Genomic DNA, 18,351 nt, shown 5'->3' on the forward strand with positions numbered 1-18,351 from the left:
CACGTGAAACACGAAAATATGGCAATTTTGTTTCACGTGGAACATTAATTTAGACTAGAGGCTGCTTCAGCGGAATTCCGGCTTTGCGAGGGTAATCTTTTGGCGTCTTTCCAAGCTTGCCGATGACGATCAGTTGGCGCTCGGATTGTTCTAGCGGCAGCTTGAGCTCTCGCGTATATCTAAGCTTCGCATTCAATAAACGTATACTTCTGGCGCACTCTTCCAACTCAACTGCGATGTCCGATCCCTTCATCGCAACGAAGTGTCCTTCGATTTTAACAAAAGGAAGGCATAACTCATTTAGTCCCGCCAACCGAGCGACAGCGCGAGCCGTCACGAGATCGTATCGGTCTCGGTGCTCGCCCAATCGACCGATATCCTCCGCCCTTCCGTGGACGAGCGTAACGTTGCCCAGCTGCAACTCGTCGACTACCGTCTGCAGAAAGCGAATGCGCTTGGCTAGCGAATCGACGATGGTGACTTCCAGTTGGGGAAAGGCGATCTTAAAAGGAATGGACGGGAATCCAGCTCCCGCCCCGATATCCGCCATGCTGCGAGCTGATACAGCTTCGGGCAGCGCACCTAATGTCAAAGAGTCGTAGAAGTGCTTCTCGTAGACGGCTCCTCGCTCCGTGATGCCCGTCAGATTCATCTTTTCGTTCCACTCGACAAGCAAGCGATAGTAAGACTCGTACTGATCGAGCTGAATATCATTCAGCTCGATTCCTAAGTCCGTACGAACCCGCTCGCTGAACCAACGCTGCAGTTCATCAGCCATTAGCTGCTCCTAGCCGCCGTCACGCGATTGTAATGCTCCAAGTGCACGAGCAAAATGGACAAGTCGGCTGGCGTCACGCCGGAGATCCGCGAAGCCTGCCCGATATTAAGCGGACGAATCTGATGAAGCTTTTGCTTCGCTTCGGTCGCCAACCCGTGCACGGCGCTATAGTCGATATCGTCCGGAATACGCTTCTTCTCCATCTTGGCCAGCTTCTCCACTTGGGCCAGCTGCTTCTCGATATATCCCGTGTATTTCACCTGAATCTCGACTTGTTCCTTCATATCTTCAGATAGGGCCACAGGGGAGGGCGAGAAGCTCTCGATATGCGCATACGTCACTTCCGGACGTCGAAGCAAGGTAATGCCGTCTACCGTATTCTGAAGCGGCGCCGATTCGATGGAAGCCAGGAGCGCTTGCGTGGGCTCGTCGGGTCTGATCCGTACTTCCTTCAGCCTGGACAACTCCGCTTCTACCTTCTCCTTCTTGTCCTCGAACAAAGCAAAGCGCGCGTCGGAGATTAGACCGATCTCCTTGCCCAGCGGCGTGAGGCGCAGATCCGCATTGTCATGACGGAGAAGCAGACGATATTCGGCGCGAGACGTGAGCAGACGATAAGGCTCGTTCGTGCCCTTGGTGACCAGATCGTCGATCATAACGCCGATATATCCTTGGGAACGGTCGATGATGACCGGTTCCTTGTCCTGCGCCTTGCGCGCTGCGTTGATACCGGCCATAATGCCTTGTCCTGCAGCCTCTTCATAACCGGACGTGCCGTTTATCTGTCCAGCAGTAAACAATCCGGAAATGACCTTCGTCTCCAGAGACGGCCACAGCTGCGTCGGCACGACCGCATCGTACTCGATCGCATAGCCAGTACGCATCATCTCCACTTTCTCCAGACCGGGGATTGAACGAAGGATCTGCAGCTGAACATCCTCTGGCATGCTCGTCGACAGTCCCTGTACATAATACTCCTTCGTGTTCGCACCTTCGGGTTCCAGGAAAATCTGATGCTTCGGCTTATCGGCAAAGCGGACGATCTTATCCTCGATCGAAGGACAATATCGCGGACCTGTCCCCTCGATGGCACCCGAGAACATTGGCGCGCGATGCAAGTTGTCGTTAATGATCTTGTGCGTATTTTCAGATGTGTAAGTCAGCCAGCAAGGCAGTTGTTCTCCTGCCCGCTCCGAATACTCCGTTTCATAAGAGAAATACTTCGGCTTGTCGTCGCCAGGCTGAATCTCCGTTTTCGAGAAGTCGATCGTATCCTTGTGAACGCGCGGCGGGGTACCTGTCTTGAAACGTACGAGCTTTAAACCGTTCTCGCGCAACGATTCGGACAGCTTCACCGACGGCTGCTGATTGTTCGGACCGCTCTCATACATCAGTTCTCCCATGATGACCTTGCCCCGCAAGTAGGTGCCTGTCGTGATAACGACGGTCTTCGCACGGTATTCCGCGCCCGTCTTCGTGACGACGCCCCGGCATACGCCGTCTTCGACGATCAACTCTTCGGCCATGCCTTGGCGAAGCGTCAGCTTCTCCTCCCGCTCGATCGTCTCCTTCATCGCATGCTGGTACAGAAACTTGTCGGCTTGTGCACGCAGAGCGTGAACCGCCGGTCCTTTACCCGTATTCAGCATTCGCATCTGAATAAAGGTCTTGTCGATATTGCGCCCCATCTCTCCGCCAAGCGCATCGATCTCGCGAACGACATGTCCCTTCGCCGGTCCGCCTACCGACGGATTGCACGGCATAAATGCGATCATGTCGAGATTAATGGTAAGCAGCAGCGTCTCGCAGCCCATCCGCGCAGCCGCAAGCGCAGCTTCAACGCCTGCATGCCCGGCGCCGACAACAATAACGTCGTACTCGCCTGCTAGATATCCCACTGTGGAAACACTCCTTTTTTAGTTGTAAATATTTATTTTCCAAGACAAAATTTTGAAAATATCTGGTCCAGCAGCGATTCGGATGCCGTGTCGCCTACGATCTCGCCGAGCGACTCCCATGCCGCCGCGATGTCGATCTGGATCAGATCGACAGGCAGCCCTTGCTCCGCGCCGTCGATGGCATCCTGCAGCGAACGCGCCGATGCATGCAGCAGCGATATATGCCGAACATTGCTAACATACGTGGCATCCGCCGACTCGATTCCGCCGCTCATAAACAGCTTGGAGACGGCCCGTTCCAGATCCTCCATCCCTAAGCCTTCCTTGGCCGATAAAGAGACGATCCGCTCGCTCGGATACATAGAGCGTACCTCTTCCTCTTCGAGGCAAGGTGCCAGATCCGACTTGTTCAAGATGACGATCGTCGGCCGGTCCTTCAGCTCCTCTAGCAGACGCCGCTCCTCCTCGTGAAGCGCTTCGCTTCTGCTTAATACGAGCAGGATCAGATCCGCATCGCCGAGCGCACCGCGCGAGCGCTCCACGCCGATCCGTTCGACGACATCCTCCGTCTCCCGGATGCCAGCCGTATCGAGCAGCCGCAGCGGAATGCCCGACAGCGTGACCGACTCCTCGACGATGTCTCGCGTCGTCCCGGGAATATCGGTCACGATCGCCCGATTCTCCTTCACCAGCGCGTTCAGTAGTGACGACTTGCCTGCATTCGGGCGGCCCACGATCGCCGTTACGATGCCTTCCCGCAGAATCTTTCCCTCCGCTGCCGTCTTAAGCAGCGTCTCCACTTGCCGTAGCACGGCGCCGCAGTGGTCCCTAATAACGCCGGCAGTGACCTCCGCGACATCATGCTCCGGATAATCGATGTTGACTTCAACATGCGCGAGCAATTCGATCAACTGCTCCTTAAGCGGCACAAGGCGCTTCGACAACGCTCCCTCCGCCTGCTTGCGCGCCACTTGGAACGCCTTCGAGGACTTCGACCGGATCAGGTCGATGACCGCTTCCGCTTGCGCAAGATCGATCCGTCCGTTTAAAAAGGCGCGCTTGGTAAATTCGCCTGGCTCGGCCATGCGGATTCCGCTCCGCAGCAGCAGCTCCAACACCGATTGGACGGCGACGATGCCACCGTGGGTGCTGATCTCTACGACGTCCTCCGCGGTGAACGAACGCGGACCCTTCATGACGGTCACGAGCACTTCGTCCAGCACGTCTCCGCTATCCGGATCCTTGATCCACCCGTAATGCACGGTATGCGACCGTACCTCCCGCAAGTCCTCTCGCGACTTGAAGAGCGGCGCCACCTTGCCGATCGCCTCCGCCCCGCTCACGCGGACGACGGCGATGCTGCCTTCTCCGAGCGCCGTAGCTACCGCCGCTATCGTATCTTCATTCATATCGTTCCCTCATTTAGCGCTAAGCTGATATAAACCCCAATACCTGCCATAAACAAAAAACGCAATGGTCCGCTTGCATCTGCAAGCCATTGCGTTGGACATTCATTCACTTGATAGCAATGACGACGCAGCGGTTCGGTTCATCGCCTTGACTGTAGGTGCGCACGTTCGGATGGCCTTGAAGTTTCGCATGGATGATCTTCCGTTCGGAGGCGCTCATCGGCTCGAGCACGATGTCCTTCCTCGTCTTCGCGGCGCGAAGCGCCATACGGTCGGACAGGGCTTCGAGCGTCTCTCTACGTCTTTGCCGGAACTGCTCCGCATCGAGGACGATTCGCAGATGACGGTCGGAATGACGATTCGCGACGATGTTCGCCAGATACTGAAGCGCGTCCAATGTCTGGCCTCTGCGTCCGATCAGCATGCCCAGGTTGGCACCCGACAGGTTGATCAAGACTTCGTCTGCACTGTCGTCCCGAGCGATCTCCACGGTCGAATGCATGGCGTCGGTTACTTCCTGAAGAAAAGCGACCGCGTGATCGACGCCGTCCGGCAGCAGCTCCAGCTGCACGCGGGCTTCCTTGGCGCCGATCAGGCCGAACAGCCCCTTGCTGGGCTGCTCGAGCACGGTTACTTTAACGCGGTCCTCACTTACCCCGAGAGTGACGAGGCTTTTTCTTACCGCTTCCTCCACCGACTTTCCTGTTGCTTCGACCTTTTTCATCTGCGATGGCCTCCTTGCCGTTGCCTTGCGGCTCGGCTTTGCGTCCATACATGAAATAGTTCTGCGTGATGGTGTAGATATTACTGTAAATCCAGTAAAGCGGAAGCGCGGCCGGGAACGAAAGCGCCATGACGAAGATCAACACGGGGAAGATCAGCATCAGGCCCTTCATCGCGCCCATCTGCTGCGGCTGCTGGGACTGCATCATCTTCGATTGAACGAACGTGGTCAATGCGGCGATCACCGGAAGAATATAGAACTTGTCCGGCTTGCCGAGCTGAAGCCACAGGAATGTATGCTCATAAACGTTGGCGTTGACGGTAATGGCGCGATAAAGCGCGATAAAAATCGGCATCTGGATGACAAGCGGGAAACAACCTGCGAGCGGATTGACCTGATGCTCCTGGTAGAGCTTCATCATCTCTTCCTGCTGCTTGCGGGTGTCGTCCTTGTACTTCTCGCGGATCTCCTTCATCTGCGGCTGCAGCTTCTGCATCGCCTTCGTGCTCTTGTACTGTTTGATCATGAGCGGCAGAATAATCGTCCGCACGATGATCACGAGCAGGAGAATTGCGAGGCCGTATTCGCCGTTAAACCATTCGGCGAACTTGTCCAGCATAAGCGAGAACCAGTATACGACATTGCTGTCCCACCAGTTCCCATTAGCCAGGTCCGCAGTGGATTTTCTTGTAGTGGGCGGCGTACATCCGGACAGGAATACCATCAAGGAAACCAGAAGACCGGAGACCATCCAGAATTTGCGATTGCGCAACAACAAACCTCAAAACTCCCCTCTAAAATAACCCCACCAAGGTGGAGCCGTGACTTTGAAGCCGAATGGGACTTTGCGGGGATCCCGGAAATAGGCGAAACGGCAGAAAAAACGGATCGCCGTTCATGCATCCGTACGAATTCGCCGTCCCGGAACCGAGGGGCAGATCCGTCTCTTTCAAAGCCCAAAACACAAGTCAACTATACCATAAGATTATTGGCAATGGAAAGCGCGCGGAGCGCCTCCAGGCGTCTTCGGTTTGCCTCCGCCAGGCCCCGGCCGGTAGGGCCTTCTGTCCTGCGCCGGAGGCGGCGTGGACCCTTTGGTCAGACCCGCTTTGCGAAGCACGTGAAGCACGCTTCGCTCCATCTCTATATATGGAAGAGAGATGGCGGGCTTGCGTACGATCAGGATCATGTCGGTGCCTTCGACGATGCGCGAACCGTTAAGCCGCACGATCTCCTTGATCATCCGCCTCATGCGGTTGCGGACCACGGCGCCTCCCAGCTTGCTGCTCACCGAGATCCCGAGCCGGTACAGCCCGGGATCCGGCTTGCGCCGCCAGTAGACGACGAACTGCGAGTTCGCGAACGATTTTCCGCTTCTATAGATACGGCTGAAGTCTTCCTTGCTTCGCAGCCGCAGTTTTCTTTCCATCCTCATCCCTCATCGCCGGATTATGGACTGAAGTCCGTACATCAGTTATTCCCATATACATGAAAAAAGACCACCTCACGTGGTCTTTATCCTTAAGCGGACAATACTTTGCGGCCCTTTTGACGGCGAGCGGCGAGAACCTTGCGTCCGTTCTTCGAGCTCATCCGGCTGCGGAATCCGTGTACCTTCTTCCGCTTGTTCACGTTCGGCTTAAATGTCGGTCCCACTTCTTGATACCTCCTTACGAAAAGAACTCATATGTCCATTTATTAAACCATAAGGGGGCCCAGAAGTCAATGAACTCAAAGGCAGGCGGTTTCGGAAGATATTCACATGTGCATAAAAAGGGAGAGAAAAAAGACTCGTCGCTCATTTTGTCGAATCTTCGCACAGAATATCAACAATATCTTGTGTTGTGCACAGATTTCATCCACAAGTTATTGAAAATGTGGATAACAGGGCGAATTCCGTTGAATTCAGCGGGTTCATCTGCTATGATAAGTTCACCCATTCGACGTGGATAACGGCTGTTAAACCTCTTTTTATTAACACCCTGTGTATAAATCTGTGAACAAAATCCCTTCTTATGGACATCTCGATAAAGAATAAAGAGGAATTGTGTGGATAACTTGTTGCAAAGGACATCCTTCGACATCGCCGCCCTCCCTCTTGTCCGCCTGTCGGGTTAAAGGAGTGACTCCATGTGGACAGCCGTACGAACGAGATCTGGCAGCAGGTCTTGTCGGTCATCCAGACAAAATTAAGCAAACCGAGTTACGATACGTGGTTCAAAGCCACCAAAGCGAATTTCCTTAATGACGAGACAGTGGTTGTAACCGCTCCCACCACCTTTGCGGCGGAATGGCTGGAGAATAGGTACAAGAAACTCGTCTCTTCGACGTTGGCAGATTACTTGGACCATTCGGTTGAGGTCAGGTTCGCGATCGAAGAGTTCCGGTCGCCCGAGCCGCCCGCGCCGTTCCCCGCGGTGCCCGTCGTCAAGAATGCGGGACCCGAAGAACCCGTCGGACATATGCTTAATCCTAAGTACACCTTCGATACGTTCGTCATCGGGGCCGGCAACCGCTTCGCCCATGCCGCTTCCCTCGCGGTCGCGGAAGCGCCGGCCAAGGCGTACAATCCGCTCTTCCTTTATGGAGGCGTAGGACTGGGCAAGACCCACTTGATGCACGCGATCGGACATTATATTTTGGAGCACAACCCATCTTCGAAGGTACTCTACATATCGTCGGAGAAGTTCACGAACGAATTCATCAACGCGATCCGGGACAACCGCGGCGAGAGCTTCCGCAACAAGTATCGCAACATCGACGTGCTTCTGATCGACGATATCCAGTTCCTCGCCGGCAAAGACGGCACGCAAGAGGAGTTCTTCCATACCTTTAACGCGCTGCACGAAGAGAGCAAGCAGATCATCATCTCCAGCGACCGCACGCCCAAGGAGATCCCGACGCTGGAGGAGCGCCTGCGCTCGCGCTTCGAGTGGGGCCTGATCACGGACATCCAGCCGCCGGACCTTGAGACGCGCATCGCGATCCTTCGCAAGAAAGCGAAGGCGGAGAATCTGGACATTCCGAACGAGGCGATGGTATACATCGCGAACATGATCGATTCGAACATCCGGGAGCTCGAAGGCGCCCTGATTCGAATTGTGGCTTATTCGTCGTTGACGAACCAGGATGTGTCTACGCATCTGGCCGCCGAGGCGCTTAAGGACATTTTGCCGAACGGACGCAACCGTCTCATCACCATTCAGGATATCCAGCAGCGCGTCGGCGAATTCTACGGACTGAAACTCGAGGATTTCAAAGCGCGCAAGCGTACGAAGGCCGTCGCTTTCCCGCGGCAGATCGCGATGTATCTATCCCGGGAACTGACGGACTATTCGCTGCCTAAGATCGGGGACAACTTCGGCGGGAGAGACCACACGACGGTCATCCACGCCCACGAGAAAATCACGCAGCAGCTGAAAGTCGACGCCGAGCTATACAAGATCGTCGGCAACCTGACGGAGAAGATCAAAAACCTGACGTAAACGCGAACCTCGATATCCACCTGTGGACAAAAACGCCGCATTTAAAACGTGAATAACGAAAAAACCTATGCACAACTCGTACACATGTGGATAGGTTGTCGTTTTCGGCTTTTTTGGGCTTATCCACATATTCAGGGCCCCTACTACTACGACTATCTTTTAAGACCATACCATTAAGGCGAATAGACGAGGTGATCCCGTTGAAATTGACGATATTGCGCACGGAGTTAAACGAAGCGGTTCAAAACGTATCCAAGGCGGTATCCGCACGCAGCACGATACCGATCCTAAGCGGCATTAAAATAGACGTGAGCGATCGCGGCGTCACGTTGACCGCCAGCGATACCGACATTTCCATTCAACACTTTATTCCGCTCGAATCCGCGAGCAAGACGGTCGTGAAGGTCGAACGTCCGGGGAGCGTCGTGCTGCCAGCCAAGTTTTTCGTCGAGATCGTCAAAAAGCTGCCGCACGAGGAAGTCAATCTTGAAGTCGGCGAACGCTTCCAGACGCTCATCCATTCCGGCGCGACCGAGATCCAACTCGTCGGACTCGATCCGGAGGAATTCCCCGTGCTCCCCATATTGGAAGAAGACCGCGTCTTCTCTATTCCGGGAGACCTGCTTCGTTCGATGATCCGTCAGACGGTGTTCGCCGTCACGACCAACGAATCGACGCCGATCCTGACCGGCGTGCTCTGGAGCCTGCAAGAGGGCGTCCTTAAGTTCGTCGCGACCGACAGGCACAGGTTGGCCACTTGCAAGACCAACATCGACACCGATCCGGCGTTGAAGTTCGCCGGCGTGGTCATCTCAGGCAAGACGCTGAACGAGCTGTCGAAGATCATTCCCGACCAGAACACCCTCGTCGACATCGTCGTCGCCGATAATCAGGTGCTGTTCAAGCTCGGCGAAGTGTTGTTCTTTTCACGGATGCTCGACGGCGCTTATCCCGACACTTCCAAGATTATTCCGAGCCAGTTCAAAACAGAACTCGTCCTGAACACAAAATCGCTCAGCGACGCGATCGACCGCGCTTACCTGCTCTCGCGCGAAGAAAAGACGAACATCGTCCGCCTGCTGACGACGGATGACGGCAACATCGAGATCAACTCCAGCTCCTCCGAGCTCGGACGCGTACAAGAGCATCTGGACGCCACGGATCTGACCGGCGAGCCTCTGCGAATCGCCTTCAACTCCAAGTATATGCTCGACGTGCTGAAGGTCGTGGACAGCGAGCAGCTGTACATCGGCTTCAACGGCGCGATGAGCCCGATCATCTTCAAACCGCGCGATCACGACAACAGCCTGCATCTCATTCTTCCTTACCGGACGACGAATTGAGGAGCGACTCATGAAGGAAATCGAGATCTCGACCGAATATATCCAGTTGCAGCAGCTGCTCAAGCTCGGCGATTGCATCGGGTCCGGCGGCGAAGTGAAGCATTTCCTGCAGGAGACCGAAGTGCTCGTGAACGGAGAAAAAGAAAACCGCCGCGGTCGCAAGCTGCGCCCCGGCGACGTCATCGAAGTGGCTGGCTGCGGCAGCTTCGCCGTTCGCGCTAAGCCATAGTCTGCGCCGGCGCAGCCGTATTTCGTACGAGCTGCCGTCGGGCAGTCCAGAGAGGAAGTCCCGCATGCAGCTGAACAAGATCGCACTGCATGGCTACCGCAACTACGGCGAACTGTCGCTAGCGACGGCCGCAGGCGTCAATATCATCATCGGTCCCAACGCGCAGGGCAAGACGAACCTGCTGGAAGCCATTCATGTACTCGCGCTGACCAAGTCGCACCGTACTTCCAAAGACCGCGAGCTGATCGGCTGGAACGAGACGTCGGCCCGCATCGAAGCCGAGATCGAGCGCAAGCTCGGCAAGGTCACGTTGGAGCTCCAGCTCTCCGCGCAAGGCAAAAAAGCGAAGATCAACGGACTCGAGCAGCGCAAGCTCAGCGCCTTCGTCGGCACGGTCAACGTCGTGCTGTTCGCACCCGAGGATCTAGACATCGTAAAGGGCGCACCAGGCATCAGACGACGGTTCATGGACATGGAGATCGGCCAAGTGCATCCGGCCTACCTGCACGACTCCCTGCAGTATCAACGAATCCTCCAGCAGCGCAACAATTACCTGAAGTCTACCGACGCCTCCAGGGCATCCGCCGAGATGCTCGACGTTTGGAATGAACAATTAGCCGCCTCCGGTGTTAAAATGATGCAGAGAAGGCAAAACTTTATTCATAAGCTGCAAGGGTGGGCCGAGAAGATCCACGCCGGCATCACCGGAGACAAGGAATCGCTGACCGTCGTCTACAAACCTTCTCTCGCCGCGGAGGAAGGGACCCCGCCCCAAGATCAATCTTCTTTATTGCAACAATTTATGTTAAAGTTAACACAAGGCAAGGAACAGGAATTCCGCCGCGGCACGACGCTCATCGGTCCGCATCGGGACGATTTGGCGTTTGCCATTAACGGCAGGGACGTGCAGACCTTCGGCTCGCAGGGTCAGCAGCGGACGGCGGCGCTGTCGCTCAAGCTGGCGGAGCTGGAGCTTATGCGCGAAGAGATCGGGGAGTATCCGCTGCTCCTCCTCGACGACGTCTTGTCCGAACTTGATCAGGAGCGGCAGACGCAGCTCATCGAGACTTTCCAGAACCGCGTGCAGACGTTCATCACGACGACGGGCTTGGAGAGCGTTAACATGAGCAGGCTCAAGGATGCCGCTATCTATCACGTACGCGGCGGTACCGTGCTGCCCTAAGGCAGGGAATGTGGAGGGGCTCAATATGTACATTCATCTGGGCGGGGAGAAAATCGTCCGGACTTCGCAGCTGGTCGCGATCTTCGATATCTCGATCGAGCAGTCCTCGAAGCTGTCCAGGCAGTTCGTGGCGCAGGCCCGGAAAAACCGTATCGTGGAGACGATCGGCGAGGAAGATCCCAAGTCTATCGTCGTCACCGAGGAGAGAGTGTATTATTCGCCCATATCGTCTTCTACCCTCAAGAAGCGGGCGCATCATCTGGTCGATTTGTAGGAGCAGCGCGTCAACGTTAAGAAGGCGGTGGAAGAGTTGTCCGTGAATTCGCAGCACAACACATACGATGAGAGTCAGATACAGGTACTAGAAGGGTTGGAGGCCGTCCGCAAGCGTCCCGGCATGTACATCGGGTCGACCAGCGGCAAGGGTCTCCATCACCTTGTCTGGGAGGTCGTCGACAACAGTATCGACGAGGCGCTCGCAGGCTATTGTACCCGCGTCGACGTCATAATACATGAAGACAACAGCGTGACCGTCATCGACAACGGCCGGGGCATCCCGGTCGGCGAGAACGCCAAGCTGAAGAAATCGACCCTCGAGGTCGTCATGACCGTCCTTCACGCCGGCGGCAAGTTCGGCGGCGAAGGCTACAAAGTGTCCGGCGGTCTGCACGGCGTCGGCATCTCCGTCGTGAATGCCCTTTCTGAGTGGGTCAGCGTCACCGTCAAGCGGGACGGCAAGATCCATCAACAGGAATATCGCCGAGGCGCGCCCCAATACGATCTCAAGGTCATCGGCGAGACAGAGGATACCGGCACGCAGACGCGCTTCAAGCCGGACCCGGAGATCTTCACCGAGACGACGGTGTTCGAATACGACGTGCTGGTCGGACGGATTCGCGAGCTGGCGTTCCTGAACAAGGGCATCCAGCTGACGCTCACCGACGAACGGACCAGCATGCACGATTCGTTCAAGTACGACGGCGGCATCAAGGAATTCGTTCAGTATCTGAACCGTACGCGCGAGGCGCTGCACGAGCAGCCGATCTACGTCGAGGGCACCAAGGACAGCATCGCGGTCGAGATCGCCATGCAGTACAACGACGGCTACACCGAGAACATTTATTCGTTCGCCAACAACATCAACACGCACGAAGGCGGCACGCACGAGTCGGGCTTTAAGAGCGCGCTCACCCGTATCGTCAACGACTACGCGCGCAAGATGGGCTTCGTCAAGGAGAACGAGTCGAACCTCACCGGCGACGATTGCCGCGAAGGCTTGACGGCGATCATCTCGGTCAAGATTCCGGAGCCGCAGTTCGAAGGACAGACCAAGACCAAGCTCGGCAACAGCGAGGCGCGAGGCATCGTCGAGTCGCTCTTCGCCGACAAGCTGCTGGAGTTCATGGGCGAAAATCCGGCCGTCGCGCGCAAGGTCGTGGACAAGTCCCTTCAAGCGTCCCGGGCACGTGAAGCCGCGCGGAAGGCGCGCGAGCTGACCCGCCGCAAGGGCGCGCTCGAAGTGAGCTCGCTCCCGGGCAAGCTGGCGGACTGCTCGTCCAAGGACGCTTCGATCAGCGAGCTGTACATCGTCGAAGGCGACTCCGCAGGCGGATCGGCCAAGCAAGGCCGCGATCGTCACTTCCAAGCGATCCTGCCGCTGCGGGGCAAGATTCTGAACGTTGAAAAGGCGCGCCTGGACAAGATTCTGTCCAACGCGGAGATCCGGGCGATCATTACGGCGCTGGGCACCGGCATCGGCGACGACTTCGATATCGCCAAGGCGCGCTATCACAAGATCATCATCATGACCGATGCCGACGTCGACGGCGCGCACATTCGCACGCTGCTCCTCACCTTCTTCTACCGGTATATGCGGAACCTGATCGAGGAGGGCTTCGTCTACATCGCGCAGCCGCCGCTCTTCAAGATCGAGCGCAACAAGGTCGTCCGCTACGCGCAGTCCGAGGCTGAGCGCAACGCGATCATCGCCGAGTTCGGCGAGGGCGCCAAGGTCAACGTGCAGCGGTACAAAGGTCTGGGCGAGATGAATGCCGACCAGCTATGGGATACGACCATGGATCCGGACAGCCGTACGATGCTACAAGTGCGGATCGAGGATGCGATCCGGGCCGACTTGATCTTCGATACGCTTATGGGAGACAGCGTCGAGCCGCGGCGGGATTTCATCCATCAGTACGCCAGGTATGTCAAGAATCTGGACGTGTGAGGCTTCGGCACCCGCCGGGCGCAGCGATGCGTTCAGCGGGTGCTTTTTTATGGCCGTTATCGCTTGCCGGCGCGACGTCGCCTGAAATTTGCCGAAGCGCGGGTTCCGCGGCGAAAACGTCCGTAGGCTGTAGCGTACTTACGGATCCGGCGATATACGCTGCGGTCGGGCAGCCGCAGGAAGATATATGGGTCGGGCAGCGTGTTGACCTCGAGGATCCAAGGCTTAAGCTCCGTGTCGACCGCGACGTCGATGCCGATCTCTTTGAGTCCTGGAAAACGCTTGCCGAGCACTGAAGCGACGTCCACGCCGAGCCTCGAGAGTTCCAGACGGTAGCCGCGGCTCGTTCGCCCCGCCTTTTCCAGGTGCGCTTTCATCAGCGTCTCCATGGGCAGCGGCGTACCGCCGGCATGGTAGTTGGTCACGATTTTGCGCGGGTGGGCGAGTCTCCCGATGATGCCGGTCGTCTCCCATTGTCCGGTCGGACTGACCTGAACCATCACGCGAAAATCGAATCGGCGACCGTCCTGCTTGAGCAATTCGATACCCTGCTGGGACAGATAGGGACGAGGACGCTTTAACTTCAGAAGCGCGTCGTACATGTCGTCAAAGCTTGGAAAGGAAATCTGCTTTTCGCCGGCTTGGAGCGTGTAACCATCATCGGACCCGATCGTTTTGGCCAGACGGATGACGCCATTGCCGAAAGTACCGTTCACCGGCTTCACGTAGATCATGCCGTATTCGTCCAGCATATCGCGGACCGTATCAGGTTCGAACGGCCGGGTGTCCGGCACGAGGCCGCGCAGCTCCGTAGAAGCCAGCAGCGCTTCGGTTTTCGCCCATTTGCTGCTGATCCGCCTGATCGGCATAGGCGTTCACGCCACCTTTCGCGCCATCAATATGGTATAATGTTTTCATTCATCCTTTTTTAGAGTATGACGCTTCTGCCCTGGGTGACCATGGCGATTTGACAATAGTGCAGGGTATTGAAGGAGGATCAGCATGGCCGAGGAACAGCGTTCCCCCCTCCGCGACCGGGATATCGGCGTGGAGATGCGGGAATCGTTCATGGATTACGCAATGAGCATCATCGTCAGCCGCGCGCTGCCCGACGTTAGAGACGGGTTGAAGCCGGTACTTCGCCGCATCCTGTACGGGATGTCCGAGCTCGGCATGTCCCCGGACAAGCCGTTCAAGAAGTCCGCGCGTATCGTCGGCGACGTCATGGGTAAGTACCACCCGCACGGCGACTCCTCCATCTATCAAACGATGGTTCGGATGGCGCAGGATTTCTCGCTTCGCTATATGCTGGTCGAAGGTCACGGCAATTTCGGATCCATCGACGGCGACATGGCGGCAGCGATGCGTTATACGGAATCGCGCCTGTCGAAGATCGCGATGGAGATGCTGCGCGACATCAACAAAGAGACCGTAGACTTCGTCCCGAACTACGACGGCGAAGAGCAAGAGCCGGACGTGCTCCCTTCCCGGTTCCCGAACCTGTTGGTCAACGGCACGACGGGCATCGCGGTCGGCATGGCGACCAATATTCCACCGCACAATTTGACCGAGGTCATTAACGGCACGCAGGCCCTCATCAAGAACCCTGACCTGACGGCCCTTGATCTTATGGAGTACATCACGGGTCCTGACTTCCCAACCGCCGGATTCATCCTTGGACGCCAAGGCATTCGGCAGGCTTACAGCACGGGACGCGGATCGGTCACGATGCGCGCTCGCGCCGAGATCGAGGAGAACGGCGGCAAAGCCCGGATCATTGTCCATGAGCTGCCTTACCAGGTCGTCAAGGCGCGTCTCGTAGAGAAGATCGCCGAGCTCGTGAGGGACAAGCGGATCGAGGGCATCACCGATCTGCGCGACGAGTCCGACCGCAACGGCATGCGGATCGTCATCGAGCTGCGCCGCGACGTCAATCCGAGCGTCGTCCTGAACAATCTGTACAAGCAGACGGCGATGCAGTCGACGTTCGGCATCAACATGCTCGCGATCGTGAACAAGGAGCCGAAGGTATTGAACCTTCGCGACGTGCTCCATTACTATATTCAGCACCAGATCGAAGTCATCCGCCGCAGAACCGAGTACGATCTGAAGAAGGCGCAGGCGCGCGCCCACATCCTCGAAGGCTTGCGCATCGCGCTCGACCATCTCGACGAAGTCATCGCACTGATCCGCGCTTCGCAGACGACGGAGCAGGCCCGTGAGGGTTTGATGACGCGGTTCGGCTTGTCCCACGATCAAGCCCAGGCGATCCTCGAGATGCGCCTGCAGCGTCTGACCGGACTCGAGCGCGAGAAGATCGAGCAGGAGTATCAGGAGCTCATGGTCAAAATCGCCGAGTATCAAGAGATTCTGGCCAACGAAGGACTTGTGCTGGAAATCATCCACGACGAGCTCGAAGAGATCAAGCAGAGGTTCGGCGACGACCGCCGCACGGAGATCACGACGAGCGACGAGGAGATTCTCGACGAGGATCTGATCCCGCGCGAGGACGTCATTATCTCGATGACGCATTCCGGCTACATTAAGCGCCTGCCCGTCTCCACGTACCGCAGTCAGCGGCGCGGCGGCCGCGGCGTCGTAGGCATGGATACGAAGGACGACGACTTTATCGAGCGGCTCTTCGTGTCCAATACGCACCAGTTCCTTCTGTTCTTCACGAACAAGGGACGCGTATTCCGCCTCAAGGCGTACGAGATACCGGATTTGAGCCGGACCGCGCGGGGCACGCCGATCATCAACCTGATTCAGATCGAACAGGGCGAGACGATCAACGCGGTCATCCCGGTCGAATCGTTCGAGCCGAATCAATATCTGTTCTTCGCGACCAAGTGCGGTATCGTGAAAAAGACGCCGCTCGACGACTATGCGAACATCCGCAAGGTCGGTCTGATCGCGATCCTGCTGCGCGAAGACGACGATCTGATCGGCGTTAAGCTGACGGACGGCAGCCGCGAGGTCGTCATGGGCACGGCACAGGGCATGTCGATTCGCTTCTCCGAGGACGATGTCCGCTCGATGGGACGCTCCTCCACCGGCGTGAAGGGGATTCAGCTGGACGAAGGCGACGAGGTCATCGACATGGATATCGTCGATCCGGAGCAGACCGTGCTCATCGTCACCTCCAAGGGTTACGGCAAGCGTACGCCGCTGAGCGAGTATCGCACGCAGACCCGTGGCGGCAAGGGCATCAAGACGCTGAACGTCACCGACAAGAACGGTGCGATCGTCAGCCTCAAAGTCGTCCAGGACGAAGAAGACTTGATGATCATGACCTCGGGCGGCACGTTGATCCGGATGAGCATGTCCACGATCAACACGATGGGCCGGATCACCCAAGGCGTCAAGCTGATCAACATCAAGGACGAAGACGCCGTAGCGACGGTAGCGAGAGCGCCGCGCAACGAAGACGATGAAGAAGATGCGGAAGAATCCGAAGGCGCAGGCACCGAAGGCGTAGACGCCGAAGGCGCGGAAGATTCTGAATAAGGAACGGATCTAAGGGGAGGTAGACGTCGTGGCTGTGCTGCCGGTATCGCAAGTACAGACGGGAGATCTATTGCTGCGCGAAGTGCAGACGTCTTTCGGTAATATGCTGTTCCCGGAGGGCCGTACGCTCAGCGCGCGCGATCTAGAGATCCTGCAGGCGTACCTCATCCCGGATGCGGACATCAAGAGAGCGGGCCTCGAGGAGTCGGACCTGCTCGAGATCGAGGAAGACAAGTCGGTGCCGCTCTCCTCGCTCCATCAGAACTTTTTGAAAATGGAGCGGCTGCTAAAACATACGTTTCAGATGATGGGTCCGGGGCAGAAACTCCCGATTTTCGAGATTCGAGGCGGGCTTAAGGATCTGCTCGATCATATCGACGAATATCACGTGCTGACGTTCGTGCCGCCATACGATCCTGCTGCGGAGCCTTGGATCCGCGGCAGCGTATTGACGGCGCTGACGGGTTACCAGCTCGCCAAGTGGATGAAGCTGCCGGAGAAGGACTGGGTAGCGGTAGCGCTGTCCGGGCTGCTGCACGATATCGGCAATACGCGAATCGACTCAACGATCCTGCGCAAGCCGGGACGGCTCACGACCGACGAGTTGACCGAGATGCGGCAGCACACCGTCTACGGTTACAAGCTGCTAGAGGGCGTCACGTCGCTTAACCAGGGGATCATTCTGACCGCGCTGCAGCATCACGAGCGGATCGACGGCAGCGGCTACCCCATGAAGGCGATCGGAGACAAGATTCATCCGTACGCCAAGATCGTGGCGATCGCGGACATGTACCATGCGATGACGTCCGCTCGTTCGTACCGAACGGCTCAATCGCCGTATATCGTATTGGAGCAGTTGCAGAAGGAAGCGTTCGGCAAGCTGGATCCTTTGATGATCCAATGCTTTATTGAACGCAACACCCAGTTCTACAACGGTATGCTCGTCCAGTTGAACGACAACCGGGTCGGGGAGATCGTATTCACCGACAGGGCGAATCCGACGAGACCCATGGTGTCGATCTTCGGCGAGATCGTGAACCTCGCCAAGGATCGGAACCTCTTTATTACCGCGGTATATTCATCCTGAGGGACGGAGCAAAGAAAGGGACCGGACAGGTCAGACGTTCGGTCTCTTTCTATTTATAAATAAGCCATTCATGGTGCGTAAATCGGGCAAATTAAAGGTCAATGTATGTCATAAAATTCCTAGTGAGATTTATTGAAATTAAGCTTGCAATCGTCTGGGCGCCTGTGATATATTATTCAAGTCGCCGCTGAGAGGCCGCCGAGCAAGAGGCCGAGAGCGAAGACAAGATTGCTCCTTGAAAACTGAACATCGAGCGTTAAAACAAACGGACGCTGAAGCCTTTCGGGGCGGAAGCAAAAGTTATACCAGCAATGAAATGAGCAAGTCGAACTACCCTTTATGGAGAGTTTGATCCTGGCTCAGGACGAACGCTGGCGGCGTGCCTAATACATGCAAGTCGAGCGGATTTAGTTTGTAGCTTGCTACAAACTGAGTTAGCGGCGGACGGGTGAGTAACACGTAGGCAACCTGCCCTGAAGAC

General features: G+C 56.6%; 16 protein-coding genes and 1 rRNA gene. 9 read left to right on the forward strand and 8 right to left on the reverse strand.

Annotation, left to right across the window (positions count from 1 at the left end; translation table 11 throughout):
- Positions 1 to 49: 49 nt before the first annotated feature.
- The 7 genes from rsmG to rpmH all read right to left on the reverse strand — a co-directional run bounded on the left by rsmG (position 50) and on the right by rpmH (position 6,465).
- On the reverse strand, positions 50 to 778 hold the full coding sequence (gene rsmG / locus BM235_RS24465; protein WP_090116858.1) for a 16S rRNA (guanine(527)-N(7))-methyltransferase RsmG: 729 nt from the start codon (positions 776 to 778) through the stop codon (positions 50 to 52).
- The gene (mnmG, locus tag BM235_RS24470; protein ID WP_090116859.1) at positions 778 to 2,676 is read right to left on the reverse strand and encodes a tRNA uridine-5-carboxymethylaminomethyl(34) synthesis enzyme MnmG; all 1,899 of its coding nucleotides are present in this window, start codon (positions 2,674 to 2,676) and stop codon (positions 778 to 780) included. The genes rsmG and mnmG overlap by 1 nt, the downstream gene beginning before the upstream one ends.
- Positions 2,677 to 2,708: 32 nt before the next feature.
- Positions 2,709 to 4,085 (reverse strand): tRNA uridine-5-carboxymethylaminomethyl(34) synthesis GTPase MnmE, encoded by a 1,377-nt coding sequence (gene mnmE, locus BM235_RS24475; RefSeq protein ID WP_090116860.1) that lies wholly within the window; start codon positions 4,083 to 4,085, stop codon positions 2,709 to 2,711.
- Positions 4,086 to 4,191: 106 nt separating this feature from the next.
- Positions 4,192 to 4,809, reverse strand: coding sequence for an RNA-binding cell elongation regulator Jag/EloR (gene jag, locus BM235_RS24480; RefSeq protein ID WP_090116861.1), 618 nt, complete (start codon positions 4,807 to 4,809; stop codon positions 4,192 to 4,194).
- Complete coding sequence (locus tag BM235_RS24485) at positions 4,733 to 5,560, reverse strand: YidC/Oxa1 family membrane protein insertase (protein WP_090116900.1); 828 nt, start codon at positions 5,558 to 5,560, stop codon at positions 4,733 to 4,735. The genes jag and BM235_RS24485 overlap by 77 nt, the downstream gene beginning before the upstream one ends.
- Positions 5,561 to 5,794: 234 nt before the next feature.
- Positions 5,795 to 6,238 carry a ribonuclease P protein component gene (gene rnpA, locus BM235_RS24490; RefSeq protein WP_090116862.1) on the reverse strand — a complete coding sequence of 148 codons (444 nt, stop codon included), beginning with the start codon at positions 6,236 to 6,238 and terminating at the stop codon, positions 5,795 to 5,797.
- A gap of 92 nt (positions 6,239 to 6,330) precedes the next feature.
- Positions 6,331 to 6,465: a 50S ribosomal protein L34 gene (gene rpmH, locus BM235_RS24495; protein WP_090116863.1), complete on the reverse strand. Its 135-nt coding sequence runs from the start codon at positions 6,463 to 6,465 to the stop codon at positions 6,331 to 6,333.
- Positions 6,466 to 6,941: 476 nt separating this feature from the next.
- On the opposite strand from rpmH, the gene dnaA reads away from it, so the two are divergent.
- The 6 genes from dnaA (at position 6,942) to gyrB (ending at position 13,276) form a co-directional block, all read left to right on the forward strand.
- Complete coding sequence (dnaA, locus tag BM235_RS24500; protein WP_090116864.1) at positions 6,942 to 8,294, forward strand: chromosomal replication initiator protein DnaA; 1,353 nt, start codon at positions 6,942 to 6,944, stop codon at positions 8,292 to 8,294.
- 200 nt (positions 8,295 to 8,494) lie between these two features.
- Positions 8,495 to 9,637, forward strand: a complete 1,143-nt coding sequence (gene dnaN / locus BM235_RS24505) for a DNA polymerase III subunit beta (RefSeq protein ID WP_090116865.1) — start codon at positions 8,495 to 8,497, stop codon at positions 9,635 to 9,637.
- 10 nt (positions 9,638 to 9,647) lie between these two features.
- Positions 9,648 to 9,866, forward strand: coding sequence for a S4 domain-containing protein YaaA (yaaA, locus tag BM235_RS24510; RefSeq protein ID WP_090116866.1), 219 nt, complete (start codon positions 9,648 to 9,650; stop codon positions 9,864 to 9,866).
- Between the two features lie 64 nt (positions 9,867 to 9,930).
- Positions 9,931 to 11,049, forward strand: a complete 1,119-nt coding sequence (gene recF / locus BM235_RS24515; RefSeq protein ID WP_090116867.1) for a DNA replication/repair protein RecF — start codon at positions 9,931 to 9,933, stop codon at positions 11,047 to 11,049.
- Positions 11,050 to 11,074: 25 nt separating this feature from the next.
- Positions 11,075 to 11,323, forward strand: a complete 249-nt coding sequence (gene remB / locus BM235_RS24520) for an extracellular matrix regulator RemB (RefSeq protein WP_090116868.1) — start codon at positions 11,075 to 11,077, stop codon at positions 11,321 to 11,323.
- 36 nt (positions 11,324 to 11,359) lie between these two features.
- On the forward strand, positions 11,360 to 13,276 hold the full coding sequence (gene gyrB, locus BM235_RS24525; RefSeq protein ID WP_090116869.1) for a DNA topoisomerase (ATP-hydrolyzing) subunit B: 1,917 nt from the start codon (positions 11,360 to 11,362) through the stop codon (positions 13,274 to 13,276).
- Positions 13,277 to 13,332: 56 nt separating this feature from the next.
- Here the strand turns inward: gyrB and BM235_RS24530 are convergent, their stop codons facing one another.
- Positions 13,333 to 14,145: a YheC/YheD family protein gene (locus BM235_RS24530; RefSeq protein ID WP_090116870.1), complete on the reverse strand. Its 813-nt coding sequence runs from the start codon at positions 14,143 to 14,145 to the stop codon at positions 13,333 to 13,335.
- A 133-nt stretch (positions 14,146 to 14,278) separates the two neighbouring features.
- Here BM235_RS24530 and gyrA point away from each other — a divergent pair, with 133 nt between their 5' ends.
- The 3 genes from gyrA to BM235_RS24545 form a co-directional block, all read left to right on the forward strand.
- Positions 14,279 to 16,783 (forward strand): DNA gyrase subunit A, encoded by a 2,505-nt coding sequence (gyrA, locus tag BM235_RS24535; RefSeq protein WP_090116871.1) that lies wholly within the window; start codon positions 14,279 to 14,281, stop codon positions 16,781 to 16,783.
- Positions 16,784 to 16,811: 28 nt separating this feature from the next.
- Positions 16,812 to 17,870, forward strand: a complete 1,059-nt coding sequence (locus BM235_RS24540) for an HD-GYP domain-containing protein (protein WP_090116872.1) — start codon at positions 16,812 to 16,814, stop codon at positions 17,868 to 17,870.
- 336 nt (positions 17,871 to 18,206) lie between these two features.
- A 16S ribosomal RNA gene (locus BM235_RS24545) occupies positions 18,207 to 18,351 on the forward strand; the annotation flags it as partial.

The sequence above is a fragment of the Cohnella sp. OV330 genome (assembly GCF_900112065.1).
Classification (GTDB): Bacteria; Bacillota; Bacilli; order Paenibacillales; family Paenibacillaceae; genus Cohnella.